A 26,899-nucleotide genomic window follows, 5' to 3' on the forward strand; every position below is an offset into this window, starting at 1 on the left:
GTACGGGCTGCGGGTGCGGGACTTCGGCGCGGGGCGTCAGGCGTACAACTCGGGCCTCAGGTCCGCGAGATAGGTGTTGTCCCGGCGGGCGGCGGCGATCCGGGCCGGGTCGACGTCGGCGAGCAGCAGGTCCTCGCCGTCGTGCCCGGCGCGGGCGCGCACCGTGCCGTCGGGTGCGGCCAGGCAGCTCAGCCCGGCGAAGTGGTGCTCGCCCTCGGCGCCGACGCGGTTGACGTACGCGACGTACAACTGGCTCTCGTAGGCGCGTGCCGGGACGAGGGTGCGGGGCACGATCTCGTACGGGCGCATCAGCGCGGTGGGCACGAGCAGCAGCTCCGTGCCGGCCAGGGCGTGCGCCCGCACCGGCTCGGGGAACTCCACGTCGTAGCAGATCAGGATGCCGACGCGGATGCCGTCGACGTCGGCCTGGACCACGGGGGTGTCGCCGGGGGTGAAGAACTTGCGCTCGAAGTCGCCGAAGAGGTGCGTCTTGCGGTAGTTGGCCGACGGATAGCCGTACGGGGAGACGAGCTGGACGGCGTTGTACACGTCCGAGCCGTCCCGCTCCGGGTAGCCGTAGGCGATGGACAGGCCGTGGTCGGCGGCGATGCCGGCGACGGCGCGGGCGCCGGGGCCGTCGGCCGGCTCGGCGCGGCCCGCGGGGTCGGTGGCGTACCCGCTGAGGAACAGCTCGGAGGCGACGAGCAGCCGCGCGCCCCCGGCGGCGGCGGTCCGGGCGGCTGCCTCCAGTGCGGCGAGGGCCTCCCGTCTGCTCGGGGGCACCCCGGCCGGCCCCTGGAGCAGGGCGGTGCGCAGCGGCGCCATGGGCAACCTCGCAGGCGGGTGGTGGGTGCGTTTCCCCCGACGGTACGTCCTGCGCCAGGCCCGGAACAAGGCCGGTCGATTGCGTCCGACCAGGCGATTCGTTGCGTCTGTGCGGGCCCCGGCGGTGATCCGTTGCGTGCCGCGGCGGTGCGGCTCAGCGGGGCGGGTCGGGGGCGTAGCGGCGGACGAGCGGGGAGAGGACGAGGACCGATCTGGTGCGCTCGACGAAGGGCTCGCCCGCGATCCGTTCCAGCACGTCCTCGAAGTGGCGCATGTCGGTGGCGAAGATCTGCACGATGGCGTCGGCGTCGCCGGTGACCGTGGAGGCGGCGGCCACCTCCGCGTAGCGCGAGAGCGCGCGGCGGATGTCGCCGGGGCCGGTGTTGGAGCGGCAGTACAGCTCGACGTAGCCCTCGGTGGCCCAGCCGAGCGCGGCGGGGTCGACCCGTACGGTGAAGCCGGTGATGGCGCCGGCGGCGCGCAGCCTGTCCACGCGCCGCTTGACCGCGGGCGCGGACAGGCCGACCTCGGCGCCGATGTCGGCGTAGGTGCGGCGGGCGTCCTCGGCGAGGGCGCGCACGATCCGCTCGTCCAGCTCGTCGAGTCGCATGTCCGCAGTACACCACGGCCGGCCGGGCCGCTCCCGGCGCGGCCGGCGTAGTGCATCCGACCGCAGGGCGGCTACTGCCAGCTCGCGTGCAGCGGCTTGCCCTCGGCGTACCCCGCGGCGCTCTGCACGCCGACGACGGCCCGCTCGTGGAACTCCTCCAGCGTCGCCGCCCCGGCGTAGGTGCACGCGCTGCGCACGCCCGCGACGACGGCGTCGATGACGTCCTCGACGCCGGGACGCGCCGGGTCCAGGAACATCCGCGAGGTGGAGATGCCCTCCTCGAAGAGCCCCTTGCGGGCGCGGTCGTACGCGGACTCCTCGACCGTGCGGCCGCGTACGGCGCGCGCGGAGGCCATGCCGAAGCTCTCCTTGTACAGCCGGCCGTCCGCGGTCTGCTGGAGGTCGCCCGGGGACTCGTAGGTGCCGGCGAACCAGGAGCCGATCATGACGTTGGACGCGCCAGCGGCCAGCGCCATGGCAACGTCGCGGGGGTGCCGCACGCCGCCGTCGGCCCACACGTGCTTGCCGAGCCGGCGCGCCTCGGCGGCGCACTCCAGGACGGCGGAGAACTGCGGGCGGCCCACGCCGGTCATCATGCGGGTGGTGCACATCGCGCCGGGCCCGACGCCGACCTTGACGATGTCGGCGCCCGCCTCGACGAGGTCGCGTACGCCGTCGGCGGCGACGATGTTGCCCGCCACCACGGGCACCTCGGGGTCCAGGGCGCGGACGGCGCGCAGCGCGTGGATCATCTGCTCCTGGTGGCCGTGCGCGGTGTCCACGACGAGGGTGTCGATGCCCGCGTCGAGGAGCTGCCTGGCACGGCCGGCGACGTCGCCGTTGATGCCCGCGGCGGCGGCGACGCGCAGCCGGCCGCGGGCGTCGGTGGCGGGGGTGTAGAGGGTGGCCCGCAGGGCGCCCTTGCGGGTGAGCAGGCCGACGAGCCGACCGTCGGGCCCGACGGCGGGGGCGAGCCTGCGGTGGGCGGCGTCCAGCCGGTTGAACGCCTCGCGCGGGTCGATGTCCGCGTCGAGGGTCAGCAGCTCGCGGGACATGACCTCGGAGAGCTGGGTGAAGCGGTCCACGCCGTTCAGGTCGGCCTCGGTGACGACGCCCACGGGGCGGCCGTCCTCGACGACGACGGCGGCGCCGTGCGCCCGCTTGGGCAGCAGCGCCAGCGCGTCGGCGACGGTGGAGTGGGGGCCGAGCACGATGGGCGTGTCGAGTACCAGGTCGCGCTGCTTGACCCAGGAGACGACCTCGGTGACCACGTCGATGGGGATGTCCTGCGGGATGACGACGAGCCCGCCGCGGCGGGCCACGGTCTCGGCCATCCGGCGGCCGGCGATGGCCGTCATGTTGGCGACGACGAGCGGGATGGTGGTGCCGGTGCCGTCGGCGGAGGACAGGTCCACGGCCTGGCGGGAGCCCACGCCGGAGCGGCGGGGGACCATGAAGACGTCGTCGTACGTCAGGTCGTACGGGGCGGGAGAGTCATTCAGGAAACGCACGTACTTGAGTGTCCCACGTGGCCGCGGGATCGCCCCCGGACGGGTCCTCCGGGCCGGCGGCGGCGGGCCGGTGCGATCGTACGAGGAACCGGCGGGCGGACCCGCGCGGCGGGGGGGGGCACGCGGCCGGGCGGAGGGCTCCGCCGTGGCGGCAATCGGGCGGATCTGGCGGCGCGGGGGCGTGAAGCAGGGTGCGGCGGGGCACCCGCCCCCTTGACCGCTACGGACACACGTGCACGCCCCGTCACGGGAGGACGACATGTCGACGCAGCCGACCCGGGTGCCGGCAGCGACCACCGGGACCCGCCGGGCCCCGGCGGCGGACCGGGAGCCCGACCCCGTACCGCCGTTGCCGCCGCCGACGCCCCCCGCACCGCCCGGCCCAGGTCCGGATCCGCGCCCCGGGCCGGGGCCGGGTCCCGGGCCTGGACCTGGACCCGGTCCCGGACCTGGACCCGGACCTGGGCCTGGACCCGGACCTGGGCCTGGACCCGGACCTGGGCCTGGACCTGGACCCGGACCTGGGCCTGGACCTGGACCTGGACCTGGGCCTGGGCCCGGACCCGTGCCGCAGCCGCCGCCGGAGCCGGATCCGATCCCCCGGCCGCCCGGCCCCGACCCGGTGCCGGAGCCGAATCCGCAGCCCGGTCCCGTGGGCTGAGAACAGAAGGGCGGCAGGTCACGGTGAAGGAGGCGATCCAGGTGGCCGTTTCGGCCGACGAACTCGATCGTGAAGCCCTCGTCCGCTACATCGAGGACGGCTTCGTCTGCGCGCAGGCGTGCGCGGAGTGCGCGACGGCCTGCCTGCAGCCCGCGGGCGCGGCCGAGCCCGGCGCGGTGCAGCGGCTGGACCTGCGGTGCGCGGACGTGTGCGAGCAGACCGCCCGGATGCTCTCGCAGCACGGCCGGCACGACACACCGGGGCTGCGGGCCCAGGTGGAGCTGTGCGCGGCGACGTGCGCGGCGTGTGCCGAGGACTACGAGCGGCTGGCGGCCGAGGCGCCGGGGGCGGCCGAGCGGGCGGCGGCGTGCCGCCGCTGCGAGCAGGCGTGCCACGACTTCCTGGTGAACCTCACCTGAGCCCCGGGCGCCGCCCGCGGTCAGCCCGCGACCCGGATCCCCTCGCCCGTCACGTCGACCACGATGCCGTCCGCGGTCGCCGTGACCATCTCCAGCCGTACGCCGTCCGGCAGCCCGCCGACCCGCTGTTCGAGGTCGACGGCACCGCGCACCGTCTCCTCGGCGCCGGGCACGCCGGCCACCGGGACCTCGTCCGCCTCCAGCCGGATGGTGTCGCCGCCCTCGGTGCTGACGGTGGAGAGCACCTCGGCCGGCTCCGGTGCGTTCAGCGTCGCCGCGCTCGCGGTGACCTTCACCTTGCCTTCGCCGCCGTAGGCGAACCTGACGCCCTTCTGCCCGGCCGCGAGCGACAGCGCCTCGTACGCGATGACGGCGGAGCCCTCGGCGCTCTCGGCGGTCGCGCCGCCGTAGTCGCCGTCCAGCTCGACACCGCTCAGGTCCACGCTGAACTCGGAGATCATCAGCCGCTCGCCGGTGCCGGCGGCGGCCGGGTCCGCGCGGATGCCGGTCATGGTGACGTCGACGTCGTCGAGGTGCTTGCCGTAGACCTGGGTGAGGAACGGGAAGCCGTTGATGGACACGTCGGTGCTGCCTTCCAGGCCCTGCCTTGCCTGGATCTTCTCCGCGACCTTCCCCTCCGCTATGTAGACGGTCAGCCGGTCGGCGGCGACGAAGAGCACCCCGAGCACGAGGCACACCACCAGCAAGATTCGCAGTCCGCGCATGAGACAGGTCCCCCCCGGGAGTGTCGGTTCCGGGAGCCTATCCGGTCCCCCACGGGCGCCTTCCGCGCCCCGGGCCTGGTGTGACGCATCTCTACCCGCCCCGCGGCCCAGGGCGCTGTCCGGCGCCCGGCACCCAGGGGATATCTTGATATCAAGCAATCCGGCAGAGCAGCGACGCGGACTGGAGCACCCGGTGACCGAATCAGCATCGACGATCATCTACACCCACACCGACGAGGCCCCGGCCCTGGCCACGTACTCGTTCCTGCCGGTGGTCCAGGCGTACGCCGCGACCGCCGGGGTCGAGGTGGAGACCCGCGACATCTCCCTGTCCGGGCGGATCCTCGCCCACTTCCCCGAGCGGCTGCCGGCCGGCCGGCAGGTGCCCGACGCGCTCGCCGAGCTGGGCGCGCTGGCGCAGACGCCGCAGGCGAACATCATCAAGCTGCCGAACATCTCGGCGTCCATCCCGCAGCTCAAGGCCGCCATCGCCGAGCTGCGGGCGCACGGCTACGACCTGCCGGACTACCCGGACGAGCCCAAGACGGACGAGGAGCGCGACATCCGCGCCCGCTACGACAAGGTCAAGGGCAGCGCCGTCAACCCCGTGCTGCGCGAGGGCAACTCCGACCGCCGCGCCCCCGCCTCGGTGAAGAACTACGCCCGCAACCACCCGCACCGCATGGGCGCGTGGACCCCGGAGTCGAAGACGAACGTCGCGCACATGATCGCCGACGACTTCCGCTCCACCGAGAAGTCCGCGGTCGTCGAGCGCGACGGCAGCCTGCGCATCGAGCTGGCCCGCGCCGACGGCACCACCGAGGTGCTGCGCGAGGCGGTGCCGGTGCTCGCCGGCGAGGTGGTCGACGCCTCCGTGATGCACGTCGAGGCGCTGCGCGCGTTCCTCGGCGAGCAGGTCGCCCGCGCGAAGACCGACGACGTGCTGTTCTCGCTGCACCTGAAGGCCACGATGATGAAGGTCTCCGACCCCATCGTCTTCGGCCACGCGGTACGGGCCTTCTTCCCCCGGACGTTCGCGCGGTACGGCGCGACGCTGGCCGCCGCGGGCCTGACCCCGAACGACGGGCTCGGCGGCATCCTCGCCGGCCTCGACGCGCTGCCCGAGGGCGCCGAGATCAAGGCGTCGTTCGACGCCGAGCTGGCCGAGGGCCCGGCGCTGGCGATGGTCGACTCCGACCGGGGCATCACCAACCTGCACGTCCCCAGCGACGTCATCGTGGACGCCTCGATGCCCGCGATGATCCGTACCTCCGGCCACATGTGGGGCCCCGACGGCGCCGAGGCCGACACCCTCGCCGTCATCCCGGACAGCAGCTACGCGGGCATCTACCAGGTCGTCCTCGACGACTGCCGTGCCCACGGCGCCTTCGACCCGGCGACGATGGGCTCGGTGCCCAACGTCGGCCTGATGGCGCAGAAGGCCGAGGAGTACGGCAGCCACGACAAGACCTTCGAGGCCGCCGCGGCCGGCACCGTACGGGTCGTCGACGCGGCCGGCGCCGTCGTGCTGGAGCAGCCGGTCGCCGAGGGCGACATCTTCCGCATGTGCCAGACCAAGGACGCGCCGATCCGCGACTGGGTCAAGCTCGCCGTCACCCGCGCCCGCGCCACCGGCGACCCGGCCGTCTTCTGGCTGGACGAGGACCGGGCGCACGACGCCCGGCTGATCGCCAAGGTGCGGGAGTACCTGCCGGAGCACGACACCGAGGGCCTGGACATCCGTATCCTCGCCCCGGCCGACGCGATGGCCCTGTCGCTGGCGCGGATCCGCCGCGGCGAGGACACCATCTCGGTCACCGGCAACGTGCTGCGCGACTACCTCACCGACCTCTTCCCCATCCTGGAGCTGGGCACCAGCGCCAAGATGCTCTCCGTCGTCCCGCTGATGAACGGCGGCGGCCTCTTCGAGACCGGCGCCGGCGGCTCGGCGCCCAAGCACGTGCAGCAGCTCGTCAAGGAGGACTACCTGCGCTGGGACAGCCTCGGCGAGTTCCTGGCGCTGGCCGTCTCCTTCGAGCACCTGGCGCAGACGACGGACAACGCCCGCGCCCAGGTCCTCGCCGACACCCTGGACCGGGCGACGGCGACGTTCCTCAACGAGAACAAGTCGCCCACCCGCCGCGTCGGCGGCATCGACAACCGCGGCAGCCACTTCTACCTGGCGCTGTACTGGGCGCAGGAGCTGGCCGGCCAGACCGCGGACGCGAAGCTCGCGGAGGCGTTCGCGCCGCTGGCGGCGACGCTGGCGGAGCGGGAGGAGAAGATCGTCGAGGAGCTGCTGGCGGTGCAGGGCAAGCCGGCCGACATCGGCGGCTACTACCAGCCGGACCCGGAGAAGGCCGCGGCGGTCATGCGTCCGTCGCAGACGCTCAACGAGGCGCTGTCGGCGCTGAGCTGAGCGCTCGCGCCCGCCCCCGCGCGGGGGCGCCGCGCCCGTACCGCCGCCACCGCCCCGGCCGGGACCCCGGCCGGGGCGGTGGCGTGTCAGGCGGTACGGCGGCGGGCCAGCCGGAGGGTGCGGCGGGCCTCGGCGACGACGGCGGCGTCGACGAAGCGGCCGTCAGGCAGTGCGAGGGCGCCGGCGTCCGCGGCCGCGGCGGCGACGATCTCCCCGGCCCGTTCGACCTCCCCCGGGGTGGGCAGGAACGCGCGCTCGATCACGGGCAGTTGGCGGGGGTGTATCGCCGTACGGCCCAGGAAGCCCAGGGCCCGTCCGGCGGCGCAGGAGCGGGCGAGGCCGTCGAGGTCGGCGACGTCGGGGTAGACCGACTGGGCCGGCGGGGCGAGCCCCGCGGCGCGGGCGGCGACGACGGCGCGGCTGCGCGGCCAGGCCAGCCCCGCGTCGTCTGCGACGCCCAGCTCGGCCCGCAGGTCGGCCTCGCCGAGGGCGATGCCGCGCACGGCGGGGTGGGCGGCGGCGATCTCGTAGGCGCGCTCGATGCCGAGGGCGGATTCGAGGAGCGGGTAGAGGGGCGGGACACCGCCGGTGGCGGGGTGGCCGAGGGACGGCGCGGGAAGGCCGTCCGCCCCGGCGGGACCGGGCCGTTCGCCGGGCGCGGGGGTGTGGGCGGGGGCGCCGCCGGGATACGGGCCCGCCGTGCCGGATGCGTCGTCCGGGCCCGCGGCGCCGGAGCCGGGTGTGCCGTAGCGCGTGCGGTCCCCGGGCGCCGGTACGGGTGCGGGGGCACCGGCGCGGGCCGCCAGGGCGGCCGCTGCCACGCGCAGGACCTCCTCCCGGCCGCCGGTCTTCGGCAGCCGGAGTCCTGCCAGGCCCGGGAGCGGGGCCAGCGTGCGCAGTTCGCCGTCCGCCAGCGGGCCGGCGAGCGCGTTGACGCGGACGTGCACCGGCACCTGGCCGGGACGCGGTTCGGCCAGCAGCTCCGCGGTGGCCGCCAGCGCGTACGCCTTGCGCTCGGGCGCCACCGCGTCCTCCAGGTCGACCAGCACCACGTCCGCGCCGCTGCGCAGCGCCTTGGCCACCACCGCGGGCCGGTCCCCGGGCACGTACAGCCAGGTGAGATACGCCTCCCCGGTGTCCCCCGGCCCGCCGGCGCCCGCCGGATCCGCCGCGACCGCGGACGCGCGCGGCGTGCTCACACCGCCCCCTCGTCGCGCAGCCCGGCTATCTCCGCGCCGGTCAGCCCCAGCCCGGCCAGCACCGCGTCGGTGTCCGCGCCGTGCGGCCGGCCGGCCCAGCGGATCGCGCCCGGGGTCTCGGAGAGCCGGAAGAGCACGTTCTGCATCTTCAGCGTGCCCAGTTCCTCGTCCTCGACCTCGGTGATCGAGCCCAGCGCCCGGTACTGCTCGTCGGCCATCACGTCGCGTATGTCGTACACCGGCGCCACCGCCGCCTGCGCCTTCTCGAAGGCCGCGACGACCGTCGCCGCGTCGTGCCGCGCGATCCACCCGCCGACCGCCTCGTCCAGCTCCCCGGCGTGCGCCGCCCGGCCGGCGCCGGTGCCGAACCACGGCTCCTCGATCAGCTCGGGCCGCCCGACGAGCCGCATCACGCGCTCGGCGATCGACTGCGCGGAGGTGGAGACGGCGAGCCAGCGGCCGTCGGCGGTGCGGTAGGTGTTGCGCGGCGCGTTGTTGGTGGAGCGGTTGCCGGTACGCGGCTGGACGTAGCCGAGCTGGTCGTACCAGAGCGGCTGCGGGCCGAGCACCGTCAGCATCGGCTCGATGATGGCCATGTCGACCACCTGCCCGCGCCCGGTGCGGTCCCGCCCGGCGAGCGCGGTCATCACGGCGTAGGCGGTGGAGAGCGCGGCGACGGAGTCCGCGAGGCCGAACGGCGGCAGCGTCGGCGGCCCGTCCGGCTCGCCGGTGACGGCGGCGAAGCCGCTCATCGCCTCGGCGAGGGTGCCGAACCCGGGGCGGCGGGCGTACGGGCCGAACTGGCCGAAGCCGGTGACCCGGGCGAGCACCAGCCGGGGGTTGGCAGCGGACAGCTCCGCCCAGCCGAGGCCCCACTTCTCCAGCGTGCCGGGGCGGAAGTTCTCGACGATCACGTCGGATCCGGCCGCCAGCCGCAGCAGCACGTCGCGCCCGCCGGGCGTGGACAGGTCGAGGGTGACGTTCTTCTTGTTGCGGCCGAGCAGCTTCCACCACAGGCCGACGCCGTCCTTGGCGGGGCCGTGGCCGCGCGAGGGGTCGGGTTTGGCGGGGTGCTCGACCTTGACGACCTCGGCGCCGAAGTCGCCGAGCATGGTCGCGGCCAGCGGCCCGGCGAAGAGCGTCGCGAGGTCCAGGACGCGCAGCCCGGCGAGCGGGGCCGGCGGCGCCGGGGAGGCGGGGTCGCCGGAAGCGGGAGCGCTGGAAGCGGCGGAGGAGGGGGTGTGGGTCATGGTGTCGCGCCTTCCTCGGTGGTGCGTTGCGGAGCCGTGCGCGGGCCGTACGCCCGTGGCCCCGCGGGGTGGTGCGGCGGTACGCGGGTCACGGGCCCTCGGCCGCCAGCCGGTCGATCTCCGCGCGCTCCGGCATGGACGACGACGCGCCCGGCCGCTGGACGGCGAGCGCGGCGGCGGCCGCCGCCCACGCCAGCGCCGCCGGCATCGGCCGGCCCTCGGCGTACGCCACGCACAGCGCGCCGACGAAGGTGTCGCCCGCGGCCGTGGTGTCGACGGCCCGGACCGCGAGCGCCGGCACGACGACGGGCTCCTGACCGCGCGCCGCGTACAGGCTGCCCGCGCCGCCGAGGGTGACGACGACCTCCGGCACCTGCTCCAGCAGTGCAGCCGCTGCCTGGTGGGGGTCGGATCTGCCGGTCAGCGCGGCGGCCTCGTGCTCGTTGGGGACGAGCAGGTCGGTGGCGGCGAGCAGCCGGCCGGGCAGCGGCCGGGCGGGTGCGGGGGTGAGCACGGTGCGTACGCCGTGCCCGCGGGCCGCCTCGGCGGCGGCCACCACGCCGTCCATCGGCAGCTCCAGTTGGAGCAGGAGGGTCCCGGCGGCGGCGATGCGCTCGTCGTCGCCGGGGGCGAGCCCGGTGACGGTGCCGTTGGCGCCGGGGACGACGACGATGGAGTTGCCGCCGTCGTCGTCGACGACGATGTGCGCGGTGCCGCTGGCGCCCGGGGCGGTGCGCAGCCCCGCGGTGTCCACGCCGGCGCCGTCGAGCGCGGCGCGCAGCTCGCCGCCGAAGGCGTCGGCGCCGACCGCGCCGATCATCGTCACCGCCCCGCCCGCGCGGGCGGCGGCGACGGCCTGGTTGGCGCCCTTGCCGCCGGGCACGGTGCGGAACTCCCGTCCCGAGACGGTCTCGCCGCGCAGCGGGGCGGTGGCGGCGTACGCCACGAGGTCCATGTTGACGCTGCCGAAGACGGCGAGCGTCGCTTGGGGAGTGGTCGTCATGGGGAGGGCCTCCGGGGTTCGTGCGGTGGTACGGGTCCGGTGCCGGCGGCCGCGAGGGCACCGGCCGGGAACGGGTGGGGGGAGGGCGTGGGCGGCGGTGCGGGCGGCGAGTTCGTCGAAGCCGATGCCGTCCATGCCGCCGACGGTGGTCGCCAGCCGGTTGCGCAGCGGCGCCGTCCACCGCTCGGGCAGCGCCCCCGGAGAACCGGCGAGCAGCCCGGCGACGGATCCGGCGGTGGCGCCGTTGGAGTCGGTGTCCCAGCCGCCGGAGACGACGCGGCAGACGGCGCCCGTGAAGTCGCCGCCCGCGTGGGTGAGCGCGGCGGCGAGCAGCGCGGCGTTGGGGACGACGTGCACCCAGTGCCGTCCCTCGTGCGCGGCGTGCAGGTCGTCGACGACGGCGGCGAAGCCCTCCGGGGTGCCGGTGGGTTCGCTGCGGGCCAGCTCGATGCCGTGCCGTACGGCGCGGGCCAGCCGGGACCGCGGCGGCACGACCGCGAGGCCGGTGCGCAGCACCTCGTCCACGTCGGTGCCGCCGCCCGCCGCGGCGGCGAGGGCGGCGGCGGCGAACATGGCGCCGTAGACGCCGTTCCCGGTGTGGGTGAGCAAGGCGTCGCGGTGCGCGGCGGCGGCGGCGCCCGCCGGGTCGCCGGGGTGGGTCCAGCCGTGCACGTCGGCGCGGATCTGGGCGCCGATCCACTCCCGGAACGGGTTGCGGTACGCGCCGGTGTGCGGGGGTTCCACCCCGTCGAGCAGGTTGCGGTACGCGACCCGCTCGGCGGTGAACGTACGGCCCGCGGGCAGCTCGTCGAGCCAGAGCTGCCCGACGTCCGCGGTGGTGAAGGCGTGGCCGTGACGGTCGAGGAGGAGCAGGGCGAGCAGCGGGTAGTTGAGGTCGTCGTCCTCGGGGGCGCCGTCGATGGTCTCGGCCAGGGAGGTCGCGGCGCTGCGCCGGTTCCAGGGGTGCGCCGCGGCGACGGCGGGGTCGAGCCCTTCGGCGGTGAACCAGGTGTGGACCGGCCAGTTGCCGGTGGAGCGGGCGATGGCCCGGATGCCCTCCAGGGTCACCTTCTCCACCGGCTTGCCCAGGACGCATCCGGCGGCGCGGCCGAGCCACGCGGCGTGCAGCCGGGTGCGCAGCGCGTCCCCGTACGCGCCGTCCGTGGACGGCCCGGGTGCGGGTGCGGGCCAGCGCGGACAGGCCGCCCTGATCTCGTCCAGGTCGGTCGGCTCGACGTCCGCCAGCGGGGTCTCCAGCGCGGCCAGTTCGTCCAGCAGCTCCAGCGCGAGCGCCCGCAGCCGCGGCTTCGGCGGACCCGGCGAGGCGCCCGCGCGCTCCGGCGCCTGGTGGCCGCCGGCGCCGAGCCAGCGGCGGAGCAGCGGCCCCGCGGCGCGGCCGTCCTCCGCCGCCTGCCGCAGCTCGTGGCCGACGAGGTCTTCCGGCTGCACCCAGGTCAGCCGGAGCGACGCCCCGTGCGCGTCCGCCGGGGCCGTCACGACGCCTCCGCCAGCGCGCCGAACACGGCCTCGTGGGCGCGGCGGCGCGCCACGTCCCGTACGAACACCTCGCGCGCGACCTCCGTGAGCGTGGCGGCGGGGGCGAGCAGGTCCAGCCGGCTGGCCCGCGCGACCTCCTCGGCCCACTCCCCCGGCACCGCCGCGGTGCCGCCGAGCGCACCGGCGATGGCGCCGCTCATGGTGGCGATCGAGTCGCAGTCGCGGCCGTAGTTGACCGCGCCGAGGACCGTGTGCCGGTAGTCGCCGCGGCCGACGAGCAGCATGCCCAGGGCCACCGGCAGCTCCTCTATCGCGTGCAGCCGCGAGGGCCGCCGGGCGCCGAGCGAGGGGTTGCGGTACTCGGGTCCTACCGTGTCGTACGGCTCGACCGCCGCGCGCAGCGGCGCCAGCGCCTCGTCGAAGTCCTTGCAGCCGGCGGCCGCTTCGCAGACCGCCTCGATGGCCGCGCGGGTGCCGTCCTTGGCCAGCGCGAGCGCCGCCTCGACCACGGACTCCGGCGTGGCGCCCGGCGCGAAGGCCGCCGCGACGCAGGCGGCGAAGACCCCGGCGGCCTCGCGCCCGTACGACGACTGGTGCGCACCGGCGACGTCCAGCGCCTCGGCGTAGGCCGCCTCGGGGTGGCCGGCGTTGACGGCGCCGACGGGCGCCATGTACATCGCGGCGCCGCAGTTGACGATGTTGCCGACGCCCGCCTCGCGCGGGTCGACGTGGCCGTAGTGCAGCCGTGCGACGATCCACTTCTCGGCGAGGAAGATCCGCTGCAGCGGCAGCGCCTCGGCCTCCAGCTCGGGGATCCAGCGCGGCGTGCCCATGAGGTCGGGCACGAGGTGGGCGGCGACGGCGTAGGCGTCGAGGTGGTCGCGGACCTTGTCGTAGACCCGGATGAGGGCGTGGGTCATGAGGGTGTCGTCGGTGACGTGCCCGTCGCCCTTGTGGTACGGGGCGATGGGCCGGGCGGTGCGCCACTCGTCGCGGTGGAACGGCTCGACGATGCCGCGCACCCGGCCGCCGTAGCGCTCGGCGATGGCCTCGGGGGTCCAGCCCTCGACGGGCCCGCCGAGGGCGTCGCCGACGGCGGCGCCGACGAGGCAGCCCGCGGTGCGGTCGGCGAGGCCGGGACCCGCGGTGGGTGCAGTGGCTGCGGGGTCGCCGGGCGTGGCGGAAGCGGTCGTGGGGGTCATGAGGCGAGGGGTCCTTCCGCGGGAGTGCTGAACTGCTTGTCTGCCAACTGCCTGGCGAGGTCGACGAGGTCGGCGCCGGCGAGCTGGGGCAGGGCGCAGCCGGAGAGGATCCGGCAGGCGTCCCGCCAGGTGGCGGGGAGTCCGGCGGCGCCGCCGAGCGCCCCGGTGAGCGCGCCGGCCAGGGCCGGCGCGGAGTCGGCGACGCGCGAGAGGCACGCGGCTGCGGGTACGGCCTCGGAGATGGCGCCGGCCGCGGCGGTGGCGACGGCGAGCGCGACGGGCACGGTCTCGGCGGCGGCGATGCCGTAGCTGTAGACGTGGTCGACGATCTCGTGCTCCAGCACGGGCACGAGGGCGAAGGCGTTGCCGGGCAGTCCGGGGCGGGTGGCGACGGCCGTGCGGCCGAGTTGCACCGCGCGTTCGGCGTTGCGCAGGATCTCGGTGCCCCGGGGCAACTGGGCGAGGGCGGCGTCCACGCAGGCGTCGACGGGCCGGCCGCCGAGCGCCGCGGCGATCGCGGCGGCGGTGGCGCGGGCCCCGTGCACGCCGTCGCCGTCCTGGGTGTAGCGGGCGTCGAACTCGGCGAGGTCGGCGGCCCGTTCCGGGTCGCCGGGGTGGACGGCGGCGAGCACGGCGGCCCGTACGCAGGCGGCGTCGTCGAAGTAGTGCGGGTTGTCGTGGCCGGTGGCGGGCGGGCGCAGGCCGGCTGCGAGGTTGCCGAGGCCGGCCCGTACGGAGATACGGGCGCGCAGCGGGATCTCCGCCGACTCGATCTCGTCCGCGCGCTCGGCGGCCACCGCGACCTCGTCGGCCAGCGCGCTCCAGGCGAGGGTGAGCGCGGATCGCACGCGCCGGTCCGAGGTCAGGTCGGTGTGCAGCCCGCTGCCGGCGGAGAGCACGGCGTACGCGGTGAACGCGGCCCACTCCGCATCGTCGGACGGGCCCAGGCGCAGCGGCTCGGGCGGCTGGTTGAGCGCGATGGGCACCGGCAGGGTGGTCGTCGCGTTCTGCTCGGCGAAGGTGTCCAGCTCGCGGGTGAGCCGGCGGGTCCACTCGGGCATCCGCGCCGCGCGGTGCCGGCCGGCGGGCCAGCCCGCGGCGTCGCCGGCGGCGATGCCCAGCAGCAGCCCCTCCACGCGCCGCAGGTCCCCACCCGCTTCGGCGAAGCCGGCGGCGGCGACGGGACGTCCGGCGGCGGGCGCACCCGGTTCGGCGGCGGGCCGCTCCGCGCGCGGCGCGGCGACGGCGGGACGCTCCGTGTTCTCGGCGGGGCGTACGGGTGCATCCGCGGCCGCGCCCGTACGGGCCGCGCCCCCGGCGGCGCCGTCCGGCGCACCCGACGCGTCGCGCGCCGCCCCGGACTCCGGGGCGCGGCGGGACCTGGGCAGCGGTGCGCTCATGAGGCGACCTCCTCGTCTGCGGGGGCGAGCCGGTCCGCGATGTCGAGCACGTGGTGTCCTGCCATGGACGGCAGACACGTGCCGCGTACCGGCTTGATGGCCGCGGCCCAGGCATCGGGAATGGCGGACTCGCCGCGCAGCGCGCCCGCCAGCGCGCCGGCGACGGCGGCGGTGGTGTCGGCGTCGCGGCCCATGTTGACGGCGGCGAGGACGGAGTCCGCGAAGTCGCCGCGGGCGGCGGCGAAGGCGCCGAGCGCGAGCCCGACCGCCTCCGGCGCCAGGTCCGACCAGGGATAGCCGCCGATGACGACCGAGGAACGGACGGCGCGTTCGACGCTCAGCGGCGTGGCGCCGGGGGCGCGGCGCGCGCGGCGGCCCGCGGAGACCGCGCGCTGCAGGGAGCGCGAGGTCCAGGAGTCCTCGGGGATGACGGACAGGGCGGCCTGCACGACGACGTCCGGGGAGTCGCCGGCCATGGCGGCGGCCACCCCGGCGGCGACGGCCTGGCCGCCGTAGATGCCCTCGCCCTCGTGGCTGACGGTGCCGTCGATGGCGACGAGCCGCGCCGCCTCCGCCGGGCGGCCCGCGGCGAAGACGCCGAACGGCGCGGCGCGCATGGCGAGTCCGTCGCTCCAGGCGTGCCGGTGCTGCGCGGTGATCGGGGCGGCCAGTCCGCGGCGCAGGTTCTCCAGGGTGCCGCGCTCGCTGAACCCGGCGCCGCGGAACGGGCCTTCGTCGAGGTCGGCGATGCGCTCGTGCCAGGCGGACTCCACGTGCGCGAGGCTGAGGCGCGCGCCGTGCTCAGCGAGCAGCAGCCCGGAGAAGATGGCGTACTCGGTGTCGTCCGTGCCCGCCGGGGCGGCGGCCACGAAGTCCTCGATGCGGCCCCAGCGCTCCCGGATCTGCGAGGGCTTCATGTTCTCGACGGGTGCGCCGAGGGCGTCGCCGACCGCGAGGCCGAGCATGGCGCCGCGAGCCCGGTCGCGGGCGGTCGGGGCGGCCTGCCCGGCGCCGCGGGCGACGGGGCGCAGGCGGACCGGAGCGGAGTGGGCGGGGGTGGGACGGACGGGCGGTTCGGGGCCGGCTGCTGCGCTCATCGTGCGGTGCTCATGGTGCTGTTCGTGCTCTTTCCTCGTGCGCCTGCTCGGGTGCTTCTGATGCCTGCTCCTACGTTCCGGCCGGCCGCCACCGTCATCTCTGGTACCGGTCGAGGACGAGGTTGCCGTCCTCGACCAGCGACTCGCGCAGCTCGTCCAGGTCGGTGTCGCCGTTGAAGTACCGCTGGAAGGCGGGGGTGGCGATCTTGTCCGACCACTCGCGGTACCCGCGGACGCCGAGCACCGGGGCGGGCCGCAGCGAGCGGGCCACTTCCACGCCCGTACGCCACCCGTACTTCTCGGTGTTCAGCGCCGGATCCTTGAGCGCCTCCGCCCCGGTGGGCAGCATCCAGTCGCCCGCGGCCAGCTCGGCCATGTGCTCCGGCCGGGTCATGAAGGCGATGAAGTCGGCCGCCGCCTGCTGGTGGCCGCTGTCCTCGGCCACCGACAGCGTCTGCGGGCTGACGCCCTGCGCGAGCCCGCCCGCGGGGCCCTCGCCCGCGGGCATCGGCAGCACCGACCAGCCGAAGTCGTCGGGCGCCTGCTGGGTGACGAGCTGGCGGTACGAGAAGTTCAGCGGCACCATCGCGTACCGCCCGGCGAAGAAGCCGGGCAGGGTGTCGGAGCCGGACATGCCCAGGCTGCTGCGCGGGGCGGTGCGGTCCTCGTTGACCTGGCGGTCGATGGTCTCGGCGACGGCGGAGTCCTCGGGTCCGTAGCCGACGCGGTTCTTGGGGCCGTCGTCGGTCTGCTCCCGGGAGAAAAGCCCGCCGCCGGTGGACAGGGAGAGGTTGACCGACTGGCTGACGGGTTCCTTCATGCCCCAGGCGACGCCGTACTGGTCGGTCTTGCCGTCGCCGTCGGTGTCGGCGGTCAGCTCCTTGGCCGCGTCCTCGAACTCCTGCCAGCTCCACGGGTCGGCCGCGGTCGGCACCCGCACCCCCGACTCCTCCAGCAGCGCGGTGTTGGCGAACATCATCCGCGGCTCCTGGAGGAAGGGGACGCCGTAGATGCCGCCGTTCATGGTGGTGGTCCGCCACGACTGCTCCGGGATGTCCGTGCGCAGCGACTCGGGCAGCAGGTCGGTGAGGTCGGCGAGATAACCGCCGTAGGCGAAGTCGGTGAGGTCGTCGGCGGCGTCGTGGATGACGTCCGGCGCCTCACCGCCCTCGAAGGAGGTCAGCAACTGGTCGTGCACGGTGTCCCAGATGCCCTGTACGTAGCGGACCTGAACCTTCGGGTGCTCCTCGTTCCACTTCTCGACGAGCCGCTTGTTGGCCGCGACGGACTCCTCCTGCCAGGCGAGGCTGAGGTAGTCGAGGGTCACCGTGCCGTCGTCGGAGCCGCCGTCGCCGCTGCATCCCGCGAGCAGCGCCAGGCTCAGGGCGGCGGCGCCGGCCCGGGCGGCGGCGTGGCGGATACGTGCCGCGGGCCTCATCCCTTCACCGCCCCGGCGAGCATCCCGCTGACCAGACGGCGCTGGAGGAGCGCGAAGAACAGCAGGCTGGGGATGGTGGCGAGGGTCGCGGCCGCGGCGAGCGGGCCGAGGTCCACGACGCCCTCGGCCCCCAGGAACTGGGTGAGGATGACCGACATCGTCTGATTCTCCGGGGACTTGAGCAGCACGAGGGCGAAGAAGAACTCGTTCCAGGCGGTGACGAAGGAGAACATCAGCGTCGCCACCAGGCCGGGGGTGAGCAGCGGGAGCACGACGCTGACGATGGTGCGCAGCCGGCCCGCGCCGTCCACGGCGGCGGCCTCCTCCAGGGAGACGGGCACCGCCTTGACGTAGCCCTGGAGCATCCAGAGCGAGAAGGGCAGGTTCCACACGACGTAGACGAGGATCAGCCCGGGCAGCGAGTCGATCATCCGCGCTTCCTTGAGCAGCATGAACAGCGGGATGATGATGAGCACGAACGGGAACATCTGGCTGACCAGGATCCAGCCGGTGGCGGCCGTGGTGACCTTCGAGCGGTAGCGGACCATGGCGTACGCGGCGGGCACGGCGATGGCCACGGCGATGAGGGCGGCGCTGCCGGCGACGAGCAGGCTGTTGGCGGCGGACCGCAGCAGCGGCTGGGCGTCGAAGGCGGCGCGGAAGTTCTCCAGGGTGGGTTCCCGGGGGATCCAGGTGGGGTCGATCCTCCCCAGCTCCTGCGGCGACTTGAAGGCCGTGGAGACCAGCCAGACCAGCGGGAAGGCGAGGAAGACCAGGTAGGCCAGCAGGGCGAGGTACTGCCCGGTGCGGCCGGCGGCGCGCTTGGTGCGCAGACCCGTGAGGCTGCTCATCAGCTTGCCTCCTCCTTCAGTCGCTTGCGCAGGAACAGGGTGAGGAACACCGCGATGACCGCGATCATCGCCAGCCCCATGGCGGCCGCGTAGCCGTACTGGCCGTAGGCGAACGCCTCTTCGTACGCGAAGAGCATCGGCAGCCGGGTCTCGCCGCCGGGTCCGCCCTGGGTGAGCACGAAGACCAGGCTGAAGGAGTTGAAGTTCCAGATGAAGTTGAGCGCCGTGATGGCGATGACCACCGGCTTGATCGCGGGCCAGGTGACGGCCGTGAAGCGGCGCCAGACTCCGGCGCCGTCGAGGGCCGCGGCCTCCTTCAGCTCGTACGGGACGTTCTGCAGCCCGGCAAGGAGGACGACGGTGGTCTGCGGCATGCCGGCCCAGACGCCGACGGCGATGACGGCGGGCAGGGCCAGGGAGAGGCTGGTGAGCCAGTCGACGTTCTCGTCGATGAGGTGGAGCCGGCTCAGCGTCTCGTTGAGGATGCCGGCGTCCTGGTGGTAGACGAGCCGCCACATGATGCCGACGACGACCTCGGGCATCGCCCAGGGGACGAGCGCGAGGGTGCGGGCGAACCAGCGGAAGCGCAGGTTCTGGTTGAGCAGCAGGGCCAGGCCCAGCGCGAGCACGAACTGCAGGGCGGTGACGCAGAACGCCCATATGAGCCCGATGCGGAACGAGTCCCAGAAGAGGGTGTCGTGCCGCAGGTCGGCGAGGTTCGTGAGGCCGATGAACTCGGTGGGCTCGGTGCGGCCGGCCTGCGCGTCGGTGAACGCGAGGGAGGCGCCGTAGAGAAGGGGGCCGACGCTCAGCACCAGTATGGGTATGAGCGCGGGCAGCAGTAGGAACCAGGTGCCGCCGTCGAGGCCGAGGGCGGCCTTGCGGGCGCGTGGCGTGCGCGGTGGCGGGGTGCCGCGGCCCGCGGCCTTCGGTGGAGGTGGTGCGGCAACGCTCATGCGGACTTCGCGCCTTCCTGCTCGTCGGAGCCCGCGGGCGAGGCGCCCGGGGAGGTGGAGCCGCGCACGACGAGCCGCGGCGCGGCGGTCGTGCGGCGGGCGGGAATGGGCTCGCCGTCCTTCGGACCGAGCCGTTCGAGAAGCATCCGGGCGGCGCGCCGCCCGCGTTCGCCGGCGCCGAGGTCGACGCTGGTCAGCGGCGGCCAGGCGGCGACGGCCAGTTCGCTGTCGTCCATGCCGGCGACGGCGGTGTCCTCGGGTATCCGCCGGCCGCGGGCGTGCAGCGCCTGGGCGGCGCCGATGGCGAGCTGGTCGTTGGCGCAGAACACGGCGTCCAGGCCGGGGCGGGCGTCGAGCAGCCGGGCCGTGGCGCGGGCGCCTGCGGCGACGCCGAACTCGGTGGTGGCGACCAGGCCCGGGTCGTAGGGGATGCCGCAGGCGGCGAGCGCGGCGCGGTAGCCGCGGCCGCGGTTGCCGCCGGGGACGGTGTCGACGGGGCCGTTGACGAAGGCGATCCGGCGGCGGCCGGTCTCGACGAGGTGGCGTACGGCCAGTTCCGCACCGGTGACGGAGTCGGCCTGGACGGCGTCGACGGGGACGCCGTCGGGCAGCGAGCCGATGACGACGACGGGGCCGGGGGCGGCGGTCAGCGCCTCGACGTGCTCGGGGGTGATGCGGATGGGCACGAGGACGAGGCCGTCGCTGGTGCGGTCCGCGAGGCTGCGGACGACGCCCAGTTCCTCGGTGACGTCGGCGTCGGTGGAGTGCAGCAGCAGCCGGTAGCCGGCGGCCTTCGCGACGGCCTGGATCTCGCGGACCATGGCGACGTAGACGGGGTTGCCGATGTCCGGGACGGCGAAGGTCAACTGGCGGGTGTGGCCGTCCTTCAGGGAGCGGGCCACGGCGTTGGGCACGTAGCCCAGCTCGGCGGCGGCGCGGCGGACCCGGGCCTCGGTCTCGGGGCGGGCGCCCAGGCCGTTGAGGACGCGGGAGACGGAGGCGATGGACACCCCGGCGCGCTCGGCGATCGACACGATCGTGGGTGGCCCCCCGGAGGACATCGCACTCGCCCCTTCGCGTCGTATACGCGGCCGGCCCCGACTGGGCGCTCCTGTAAAGGTTTACAGCCGCTGGAAACGTTTACGTATGTTGCTCTCGCGTAACCCGGCCGTCAATGGCCGGACACATGTGATCTGCGTCTCGCCGGGCCGGAACACGGCAGGCGGCGTGCGGTGCGCCCCGCGGGCGGTGGCGGCGGAGAAGCCCAAGCCGCGGGCTGACTGGGCAGGATCCGGGTTCCGAATAGCGGCATCGGAAAGAGGGCCTTAACGCCGCCTCACGATCTTTCTAACGTCTACGGCACCACAACTTACGAGGTGACAGGGGGCCGGTATGCCTGCTGAGGCACTTTCTCGTCGCACCATGCTCGGAAGAGGCGCGGCGGCCGGGGGAGCACTCGCGCTGGGTCCGCTGCTGGCGGGTGAGGCGTTCGCGGCCACGTCCGGGGCGCCGTCCGCGGCGAACCCGGGCCAGGGCCGTCCCAAGGACATCTACGGCCGCATCGGGGTCCGTCCGCTGATCAACGCACGGGGAACGTACACCGTGCTCAGCGGCTCGCTCATGCTGCCCGAGGTGCGCGACGCGATCGATGCGGCGGCGCGGCAGTACGTACAGCTCGACGAGCTGGCCGACGCCGTCGGCCGCCGCATCGGCGAGCTCACCAAGACGGAGTTCGGGCTGGTCAGCGCCGGCTGTTCGGCGGGTCTCACGCACGCCGCGGCGGCGTGTACCGCCGGCGGCAACCCGGACCTGCACGTCAACATCCCGGACCTGACCGGGTTCCAGAAGACCGAGGCGATCATCCCGCGGCACTCGCGGAACGTCTACGAGGCCGCGATCAGCGCGGTGGGCCTCAAGGTCGTCCAGGTCGAGACGAAGGAGGAACTGGAGGCCGCCATCGGCCCGCAGACCGCGCTGGTCTACATCATGGCCGGGCCGCGGGTGGACGACAGCGAGCTGGACACCGAGACGATCGCGTCGGTGACCAAGCCCGCCGGGGTCCCGCTGCTGGTCGACGCGGCCGCGGAGATCCTCACCATCCCCAACGTGCACATCGAGCGCGGCGCCGACCTCGTCGGCTACAGCGGCGGCAAGTGCATGCGGGGCCCGCAGTCGGCCGGTCTGATCCTGGGCCGCGAGGACCTCGTACGGGCCGCGTGGGTGCACAGCGCACCGCACCACGGCTACGCGCGCGGCTTCAAGGTCGGCAAGGAAGAGGCCATGGGCATGCTCGCGGCCGTCGAGATGTGGGTCCAGCGCGACCACGACGCCGAGTACGCCGAGTGGACGAGCTGGCTCAAGCAGATCTCCCGCCGGGTGTCGTCGGTGAGCGGCGTGACCACCGAGATCACCCAGCCCGTGGGGCTCTCGAACCGGACGCCTTCGCTGCGCATCCTGTGGAGCGCCAAGCGCAAGGAGGTCACCGGCACCACCATCATGAACGCGATGTGGAACGGCGAGCCGCGCATCGCGCTCAACGCCGCCAGCGGCTCGGACCCGGACCAGACCGGCGTCTCCATCACCCCGTACATGATGGAGCCCAGCGACTGGCGGACCATCTCCGACGAACTCGTCCGGCTGCTGCGCGACCCGCCGCCCGCGCCGGAGTCGCCCAAGCCGCCGACCGTGGACGTGGCCGGCACCTGGTCCGTGGAGATCAAGTACGCCGCGGGCACGTCGAGCGCGCACAAGCTGGAACTGACCCAGGACGGCGCGAAGGTCAGCGGCCGGCACGCGGGCGAGTTCGTCACCCGCCCGGCCTCCGGCAGCGTCAGCGCCGACAAGGTCACGGTGCGCAGCAACTACGGCGAGGAGCACGGCGACTCGCTGAGCTACACCTTCACCGGCACCGTCGACGGCGACAAGATCAGCGGCGAACTCGACATGGGCGAGTACCTGAAGGGCTCCTGGACCGCGACCCGGTCCTGACGGCCGGCGCGCGCCGGCCGGCCAGCCGCGGCCGGCGCGCGCGGCTCCGTATCCCCACGTGTCATGCACCGAACATTCACCAGGGAGTAACGCATGTCCTCCAACCGCAGGGACTTCATCCGCAAGGCGGCCCCGGTGGCCGCGGTGGCCGCCGTGCCGGTGGTCGCGGGCGGCCAGGCGATGGCCAACGACAACGACCAGGGCAGCGGCAAGGGCCACGGCCGGCCGCCGCGCAAGGAGGTCCACTACCCCGGTGGCGGCCAGCCGCCGGAGAACCCGCTGTTCAGCCCGATCGTGACCTACGGCAACATGGTCTTCATCTCGGGTATCGGCGCCCACTTCGAGGGCGACATCCGCGCCCACACCGACCACGTGCTCAACGAGATCGAGCGCTACCTGGAGTCGGTCGGCTCGTCCATGGAGAAGGTCCTCAAGGTCAACGTCTACCTCAACACCCTGGACGACTACGCCGGGATGAACGAGGTCTTCCTCGGCCGCTGGGGCAAGGAGCCGGGCGTCCGCACCACCATCGCCGCCGCCGCCGGCATCCCCGGCGACTCCCTGGTCGAGATCGACTGCATCGCCGTCATCTGACGATCCGTAGCGCACGCGCCACCACCACCTGACACAGAGATGGGGAATCGAGCCGGCATGCACGTGAGATCGCGAGTTTCCTGGACGGTACTTCCCGCGGCGCTGACCCTCGTACTGGGCGCCTCCACCGTCGGCGCCACGGCGCCGTCGGGCGCCCAGGCCGAGGGGAACGACGACAAGGGTGCCGCGTACGACCTCGTCATCAGGCGGGGCCACGTCATCGACCCGAAGAACGACATCGACGGCGTGCGTGACGTCGCCGTCAAGGACGGCAAGATCGCCAAGGTGGCGCAGAGCATCGACGCCTCCGGTGCGAAGAAGACGGTCGACGCCAAGGGCAACTACGTCACCCCCGGCCTGATCGACATGCACGCGCACATGTTCCCGGGGCCGAAGCAGGACTACGCCAACGGCTGGAACGGCGTGGCCCCCGACGGCTTCACGCTCCGGGCGGGCGTCACCACGGCCGTGGACACCGGCTCGGCGGGCGCGAGCAACTTCGACCAGTTCAAGACCGAGGTCATCGACAAGTCCAAGACCCGGGTGCTGTCCTTCCTGAACATCGTGGGCAAGGGCATGGCGGGCCACCCGTACGAGCAGGACCTCGCGGACATGAAGCCCGGGCCCGCGGCCGAGGTGGCCAAGGCCAACCCGGGGACCATCGTCGGCATCAAGACGGCGCACTACAACGGCCCCGAGTGGGACCCGGTGGAGAACTCCATCGCGGCGGGCGAGGAAGCCGGCGTCCCGGTCATGGTCGACTTCGGCGCGAACACGCCGGAGCGCCCGCTGTCGCAACTGCTCAACGAGAAGCTGCGGCCCGGCGACGTCTACTCGCACATGTTCTCCGGGCTCCGCGGCGAGCTGGGCAAGGACGGCAAGCTCAACCCGGCCATGAAGCAGGGCCGCGACCGCGGCATCGTCTTCGAGGTCGGCCACGGCGGCGGCAGCTTCTCCTGGGACGTGGCGGTACCCGGGATGAAGGAGGGCTTCACGCCCGACGTCATCTCCACCGACCTGCACATCTCCAGCATGAACAGCGGCATGAAGGACATGTCGAACGTCATGTCGAAGTTCCTGACGCTCGGCATGCCGCTGGAGGACGTCATCGAGGCGTCCACCTGGACCCCGGCCCAGACCATCCAGCGGCCCGACCTCGGCAACCTGTCGGTCGGGGCGCCCGCGGACATCTCCGTCTTCGCGCTGGAGAAGGGCAATTTCGGCTACGTCGACAGCTTCGGCTGGCGGATCGACGGCAAGCAGAAGCTGGTCGCCGAGACCACCTTCCGCGCCGGCCAGGCCGTCTGGGACCTCAACGGCAAGGCCGCGAACGAGTGGTACCCGGGGGCGAACCCCCCGAAGGCCAGCGCGGCCGAGGACCACGAGCACCAGTAAGGAACCACCCCTCCCCGCCCCGGAGCGCGTCCCGGCCGGCCCAAGCCGGGACGCCCTCCGGGGCTCCGCGCTGCCAGGCCCCGGCTGGCAAATCCCGCCTGTGCCGCCAAGAAGGCCGACGGCGCTATGTGCCGGACAGGGCCCGGGCCCGTGCCCGCCGCGGGTTCAACGCCCGTTCGCCGGGCGGGTCTTGACCTTGATCCAGGCCGCGCCAACACTGCACGGATGTCTTCCGCCTCTCCCCTGCACCCCCGTCACGGGCGCCCGGGCAGACCCGTGCGGCCCACCCGCCCCGGCAGACGGCATGTGCTCCGGCTCACCGGCGCCCTCGCCGGGATGGCCGCGGCCGCGCAGTTCACGCCGGCGCCCGCGACCGCCGCGCCCCGGTACCACGACAACCCCTTCAGCCTCGGCGTCGCCTCCGGCGAACCGCTGCCGCACGGCGTCGTGCTGTGGACCCGGCCGGCGCCGGTGCCGCTGGCCGAGGACGGCCTCGGCGGGATGCCGCCGCGCGACGTGGCGGTGCGCTGGGAGGTCGCGGAGGACCCCGGGATGCGCCGCGTGGTACGCCGCGGTACGGCCGCCGCCAAGCGGGACTTCGCCCACTCCGTCCACGTCGAGGTGACGGGGCTGCGGCCCGGCCGCGCGTACTGGTACCGGTTCCGTGCGGGCGGCGAGCTGAGCCGGGTGGGCCGGACGAAGACCGCACCGGAAGCCGGCTCGCTGACGCCGATGACGCTGGCGTTCGCCACCTGCCAGAGCTGGTCGGACGGCTTCTACACCGCCTACCGCCACCTCGCGGCCCAGGACGTCGACCTGGTCGCGCACCTCGGGGACTACATCTGCGAGTACCCGGTGAGCCGCACCAGCGGCTCCCGCGGCAGCCGCGGGTCGACGGCGACCTCAACGGCACGATCCTGCAGTACAAGGTGTACGTCTCCGCCGACGGCCGGGAGTTCACCGAGGTCGCGGCCGGCACCTGGGACCGGGACGCGCGGCTGAAGACGGCCTCCTTCGCGGCGGCCGACGCCCGGTACGTACGCCTGGAAGCGCACACGGCCAGCGGCGGAAGCCACGCCTCCGCCGCCGAGGTCACCGCCTGGTGAACGGGGGTCAGGCGGTGCCGCGGAAGGCGCGCAGCACCGCCTGGCCCTTGGCGTTGTCCGCGACCACGTAGACCGTGCTGCCGTCCCAGGCGTACGTGGCCGTGGCCGGCGAGCCCATCGACTGGCCCTTGACCGCCAGCGCGCCGATGACCTTCGGCTTGCCGCTGCGCACGTCGTACTCCGTGAGCTCCAGGTGGAAGCCCTCCTCGGGCTGCGCGCTGGCGATGAGCCGGCCGTCGGTGGCGTCGTAGCCGATCATCTGGAGCCAGCCGCTCTTCGGCGTCTTCCACAGCAGTTCGCCGGACTTCAGGTCCACGGCGGCGAAGTGGACGTTGTCCCCGTACTCGGCGACGAGCACCCCGTCCTCGGTGACGAAGGTGGTGTGCTCCTCGAACTGCAGCTCGGCGAGGTCGCCGGTGAGCGGCACCAGCTTGCCCTGCCCGCCGTCGTCGGTGAAGGACTGCACGAACCTGTTCTCGTCGTCGTCCTGGAGCAGCACGGTCAGCGGGTTCTCGCCCAGGACGCGCTGGACGTCTAGGTCCACGCCGGGGAACCGCCACGGATCGTCCCCGCCGCGGGTGTCGAGGACGGTGAGCTGGTGGCGCGGGGAGACGTCGGTGCACTCGCTGCTGCCGACGGCGTGCTCGTCGCCGAGGACGAGGGAGGAGTCGCAGTCCCGGCCGCGGGAGGTGAAGTCCAGTCCGGGGCCGCCGCCCTTGGCGTTCCAGTTGTTGACGTAGGTGCCGATGTTGGTGCTGATGGTGGAGTCGTTGACGGCGAGCACGGGGTTGGTGGTGCCGTACTCCTCGGCGAGGTTCTCCGACCACAGCAGGGTGCCGGTGTCGACCTCGACGGCCGCGAGGTACGCGCAGTCGTCGCCGCCGGCGTCGAAGGCGACGGCGCCGATGCCGCCGGGGCTGATGCGGCGGGACATGGCGCACAGCTCGCCGGCGCGCTTGGGCGGCTTCACCCGCCACTTCTCCTTGCCGGAGCGTACGTCGTACGCGCGCATGCCGCCGTCCTCGTCGCCGTAGACGACGTGGTCGCCGGCCGGCCACATGCCGGGCAGGCTGCTGGAGTCGCCGCCGGCGAGGTGGCTGCCCTCCAGCGGTGTGGACCACAGCTCTTCCAGCGCGTTCGCGGGCAGTTCGTCCTGCGCGCTGCTTCCGCCGCCACCGCCGTCGTCGTCGGAGAGGAGGACGACCGCGGCGCCGCCGCCGAGCACCGCGAGGACGACGAGCAGCGACAGCACGATGCCGACGGCCTTCTTGCCGCCGCCGGAGCCGGGCGGGGGCGGCGCGGGGTACGCGTACGGGGGCGCGGCGGCCGGCCCGGGGTACGCCGGCATGCCGGGCGCGGCCATCGGCTGGGCCTGCTGCGGCGGTCCGTACGGTCCGCCGGCCGGCTGCTGCGGCGGGACGGGCGGCGGTCCCGCGGACGGGGGTCCCGGCGGCGGCGCAGGCGTGCCGGGCGGCACGCCGGGGCCGTTCGGCGGCGGTGGTGGTCCGAAGCCGCCCGCTTGCCCGTTCTGCCCGTACTCGTCAGCCACGCTGCATCCCCCCGGCCGTGCTCCGCCGGCGTACTCCGCCGATCGGCGCCCCATCGTAGGGGCCCGCCCGGCGGCGTACGCGCCGGGACCCCGGAAGCCAGGCCCGGCGTCAACGGCCGGGGCAGACACGGGAGTTCACACCGGCCCGGGGCCGGGCCGCGGGACGCGGCACGGCCGGAGGGCACACCCCCAGGGTCCCTCCGG

22 protein-coding genes and 1 pseudogene are annotated in these 26,899 nt (G+C 74.4%); 7 read left to right on the forward strand and 16 right to left on the reverse strand.

All coding sequences use genetic code 11. The features are described from left to right. Nucleotides 1-36: 36 nt before the first annotated feature. From CXR04_RS01000 to CXR04_RS01010, 3 genes are all read right to left on the reverse strand, one after another. Entirely contained in the window at nucleotides 37-825 is a 789-nt protein-coding gene (locus tag CXR04_RS01000; protein WP_101420018.1) for a carbon-nitrogen hydrolase family protein, read from the reverse strand. Between the two features lie 154 nt (nucleotides 826-979). Further along, entirely contained in the window at nucleotides 980-1,435 is a 456-nt protein-coding gene (locus CXR04_RS01005; protein WP_101420019.1) for an Lrp/AsnC family transcriptional regulator, read from the reverse strand. A 71-nt stretch (nucleotides 1,436-1,506) separates the two neighbouring features. After that, nucleotides 1,507-2,946, reverse strand: a complete 1,440-nt coding sequence (locus CXR04_RS01010) for a GuaB1 family IMP dehydrogenase-related protein (protein ID WP_101420020.1) — start codon at nucleotides 2,944-2,946, stop codon at nucleotides 1,507-1,509. A 702-nt stretch (nucleotides 2,947-3,648) separates the two neighbouring features. On the opposite strand from CXR04_RS01010, the gene CXR04_RS01015 reads away from it, so the two are divergent. Continuing rightward, nucleotides 3,649-4,026 (forward strand): hypothetical protein, encoded by a 378-nt coding sequence (locus CXR04_RS01015; protein WP_234379969.1) that lies wholly within the window; start codon nucleotides 3,649-3,651, stop codon nucleotides 4,024-4,026. A 20-nt stretch (nucleotides 4,027-4,046) separates the two neighbouring features. On the opposite strand, the gene CXR04_RS01020 is transcribed toward CXR04_RS01015, so the two are convergent. Further along, nucleotides 4,047-4,751 carry an LmeA family phospholipid-binding protein gene (locus tag CXR04_RS01020; protein WP_101420022.1) on the reverse strand — a complete coding sequence of 235 codons (705 nt, stop codon included), beginning with the start codon at nucleotides 4,749-4,751 and terminating at the stop codon, nucleotides 4,047-4,049. Between the two features lie 193 nt (nucleotides 4,752-4,944). Between CXR04_RS01020 and CXR04_RS01025 the strand changes: the two genes are divergently transcribed. Beyond that, nucleotides 4,945-7,170, forward strand: a complete 2,226-nt coding sequence (locus CXR04_RS01025; protein WP_101420023.1) for an NADP-dependent isocitrate dehydrogenase — start codon at nucleotides 4,945-4,947, stop codon at nucleotides 7,168-7,170. Between the two features lie 86 nt (nucleotides 7,171-7,256). Here CXR04_RS01025 and CXR04_RS01030 read toward each other — a convergent pair whose 3' ends face one another. The 11 genes and pseudogenes from CXR04_RS01030 to CXR04_RS01080 form a co-directional block, all read right to left on the reverse strand. After that, the gene (locus CXR04_RS01030) at nucleotides 7,257-8,369 is read right to left on the reverse strand and encodes an HpcH/HpaI aldolase/citrate lyase family protein (RefSeq protein WP_101420024.1); all 1,113 of its coding nucleotides are present in this window, start codon (nucleotides 8,367-8,369) and stop codon (nucleotides 7,257-7,259) included. After that, nucleotides 8,366-9,619 carry a CaiB/BaiF CoA transferase family protein gene (locus tag CXR04_RS01035; protein ID WP_101420025.1) on the reverse strand — a complete coding sequence of 418 codons (1,254 nt, stop codon included), beginning with the start codon at nucleotides 9,617-9,619 and terminating at the stop codon, nucleotides 8,366-8,368. Before CXR04_RS01035 ends, CXR04_RS01030 begins: the two co-directional genes overlap by 4 nt. Before the next feature lie 88 nt (nucleotides 9,620-9,707). Next, complete coding sequence (locus CXR04_RS01040; RefSeq protein WP_101420026.1) at nucleotides 9,708-10,622, reverse strand: ribokinase; 915 nt, start codon at nucleotides 10,620-10,622, stop codon at nucleotides 9,708-9,710. An 87-nt stretch (nucleotides 10,623-10,709) separates the two neighbouring features. After that, a pseudogene (locus CXR04_RS01045) lies at nucleotides 10,710-12,119 on the reverse strand (ADP-ribosylglycohydrolase family protein); the annotation flags it as partial. Continuing rightward, complete coding sequence (locus CXR04_RS01050) at nucleotides 12,116-13,321, reverse strand: ADP-ribosylglycohydrolase family protein (RefSeq protein WP_101420027.1); 1,206 nt, start codon at nucleotides 13,319-13,321, stop codon at nucleotides 12,116-12,118. The pseudogene CXR04_RS01045 and the gene CXR04_RS01050, both read right to left, overlap by 4 nt. Beyond that, complete coding sequence (locus CXR04_RS01055) at nucleotides 13,318-14,721, reverse strand: ADP-ribosylglycohydrolase family protein (protein ID WP_101420028.1); 1,404 nt, start codon at nucleotides 14,719-14,721, stop codon at nucleotides 13,318-13,320. The genes CXR04_RS01050 and CXR04_RS01055 overlap by 4 nt, the downstream gene beginning before the upstream one ends. Beyond that, on the reverse strand, nucleotides 14,718-15,818 hold the full coding sequence (locus CXR04_RS01060; protein ID WP_101420029.1) for an ADP-ribosylglycohydrolase family protein: 1,101 nt from the start codon (nucleotides 15,816-15,818) through the stop codon (nucleotides 14,718-14,720). The genes CXR04_RS01055 and CXR04_RS01060 overlap by 4 nt, the downstream gene beginning before the upstream one ends. Before the next feature lie 94 nt (nucleotides 15,819-15,912). Next, nucleotides 15,913-17,256 (reverse strand): ABC transporter substrate-binding protein, encoded by a 1,344-nt coding sequence (locus tag CXR04_RS01065; RefSeq protein ID WP_101420030.1) that lies wholly within the window; start codon nucleotides 17,254-17,256, stop codon nucleotides 15,913-15,915. After that, on the reverse strand, nucleotides 17,253-18,107 hold the full coding sequence (locus CXR04_RS01070; RefSeq protein WP_101420031.1) for a carbohydrate ABC transporter permease: 855 nt from the start codon (nucleotides 18,105-18,107) through the stop codon (nucleotides 17,253-17,255). Before CXR04_RS01070 ends, CXR04_RS01065 begins: the two co-directional genes overlap by 4 nt. Next, the gene (locus CXR04_RS01075) at nucleotides 18,107-19,063 is read right to left on the reverse strand and encodes a carbohydrate ABC transporter permease (RefSeq protein ID WP_101420032.1); all 957 of its coding nucleotides are present in this window, start codon (nucleotides 19,061-19,063) and stop codon (nucleotides 18,107-18,109) included. Before CXR04_RS01075 ends, CXR04_RS01070 begins: the two co-directional genes overlap by 1 nt. Continuing rightward, nucleotides 19,060-20,124, reverse strand: coding sequence for a LacI family DNA-binding transcriptional regulator (locus CXR04_RS01080; RefSeq protein WP_101420033.1), 1,065 nt, complete (start codon nucleotides 20,122-20,124; stop codon nucleotides 19,060-19,062). Before CXR04_RS01080 ends, CXR04_RS01075 begins: the two co-directional genes overlap by 4 nt. A 361-nt stretch (nucleotides 20,125-20,485) precedes the next feature. Between CXR04_RS01080 and CXR04_RS01085 the strand changes: the two genes are divergently transcribed. The 5 genes from CXR04_RS01085 to CXR04_RS01105 all read left to right on the forward strand — a co-directional run bounded on the left by CXR04_RS01085 (nucleotide 20,486) and on the right by CXR04_RS01105 (nucleotide 25,146). Continuing rightward, nucleotides 20,486-22,051, forward strand: a complete 1,566-nt coding sequence (locus CXR04_RS01085) for an aminotransferase class V-fold PLP-dependent enzyme (protein ID WP_101420034.1) — start codon at nucleotides 20,486-20,488, stop codon at nucleotides 22,049-22,051. A 93-nt stretch (nucleotides 22,052-22,144) separates the two neighbouring features. After that, on the forward strand, nucleotides 22,145-22,645 hold the full coding sequence (locus tag CXR04_RS01090; protein ID WP_101420035.1) for a RidA family protein: 501 nt from the start codon (nucleotides 22,145-22,147) through the stop codon (nucleotides 22,643-22,645). A 57-nt stretch (nucleotides 22,646-22,702) separates the two neighbouring features. Next, on the forward strand, nucleotides 22,703-24,040 hold the full coding sequence (locus CXR04_RS01095; RefSeq protein WP_101420036.1) for an amidohydrolase/deacetylase family metallohydrolase: 1,338 nt from the start codon (nucleotides 22,703-22,705) through the stop codon (nucleotides 24,038-24,040). Between the two features lie 306 nt (nucleotides 24,041-24,346). Beyond that, nucleotides 24,347-25,042, forward strand: coding sequence for an alkaline phosphatase D family protein (locus tag CXR04_RS01100; RefSeq protein WP_234379970.1), 696 nt, complete (start codon nucleotides 24,347-24,349; stop codon nucleotides 25,040-25,042). Then, a complete protein-coding gene (locus tag CXR04_RS01105; protein ID WP_234379971.1) occupies nucleotides 24,970-25,146 on the forward strand; it encodes a discoidin domain-containing protein in 177 nt (58 codons plus the stop codon). Before CXR04_RS01100 ends, CXR04_RS01105 begins: the two co-directional genes overlap by 73 nt. Before the next feature lie 7 nt (nucleotides 25,147-25,153). On the opposite strand, the gene CXR04_RS01110 is transcribed toward CXR04_RS01105, so the two are convergent. After that, nucleotides 25,154-26,695, reverse strand: coding sequence for an outer membrane protein assembly factor BamB family protein (locus CXR04_RS01110; RefSeq protein ID WP_234379972.1), 1,542 nt, complete (start codon nucleotides 26,693-26,695; stop codon nucleotides 25,154-25,156). Between the last annotated feature and the right edge of the window lie 204 nt (nucleotides 26,696-26,899).

This window comes from Streptomyces sp. CMB-StM0423 (assembly GCF_002847285.1).
Classification (GTDB): domain Bacteria; phylum Actinomycetota; class Actinomycetes; order Streptomycetales; family Streptomycetaceae; genus Streptomyces.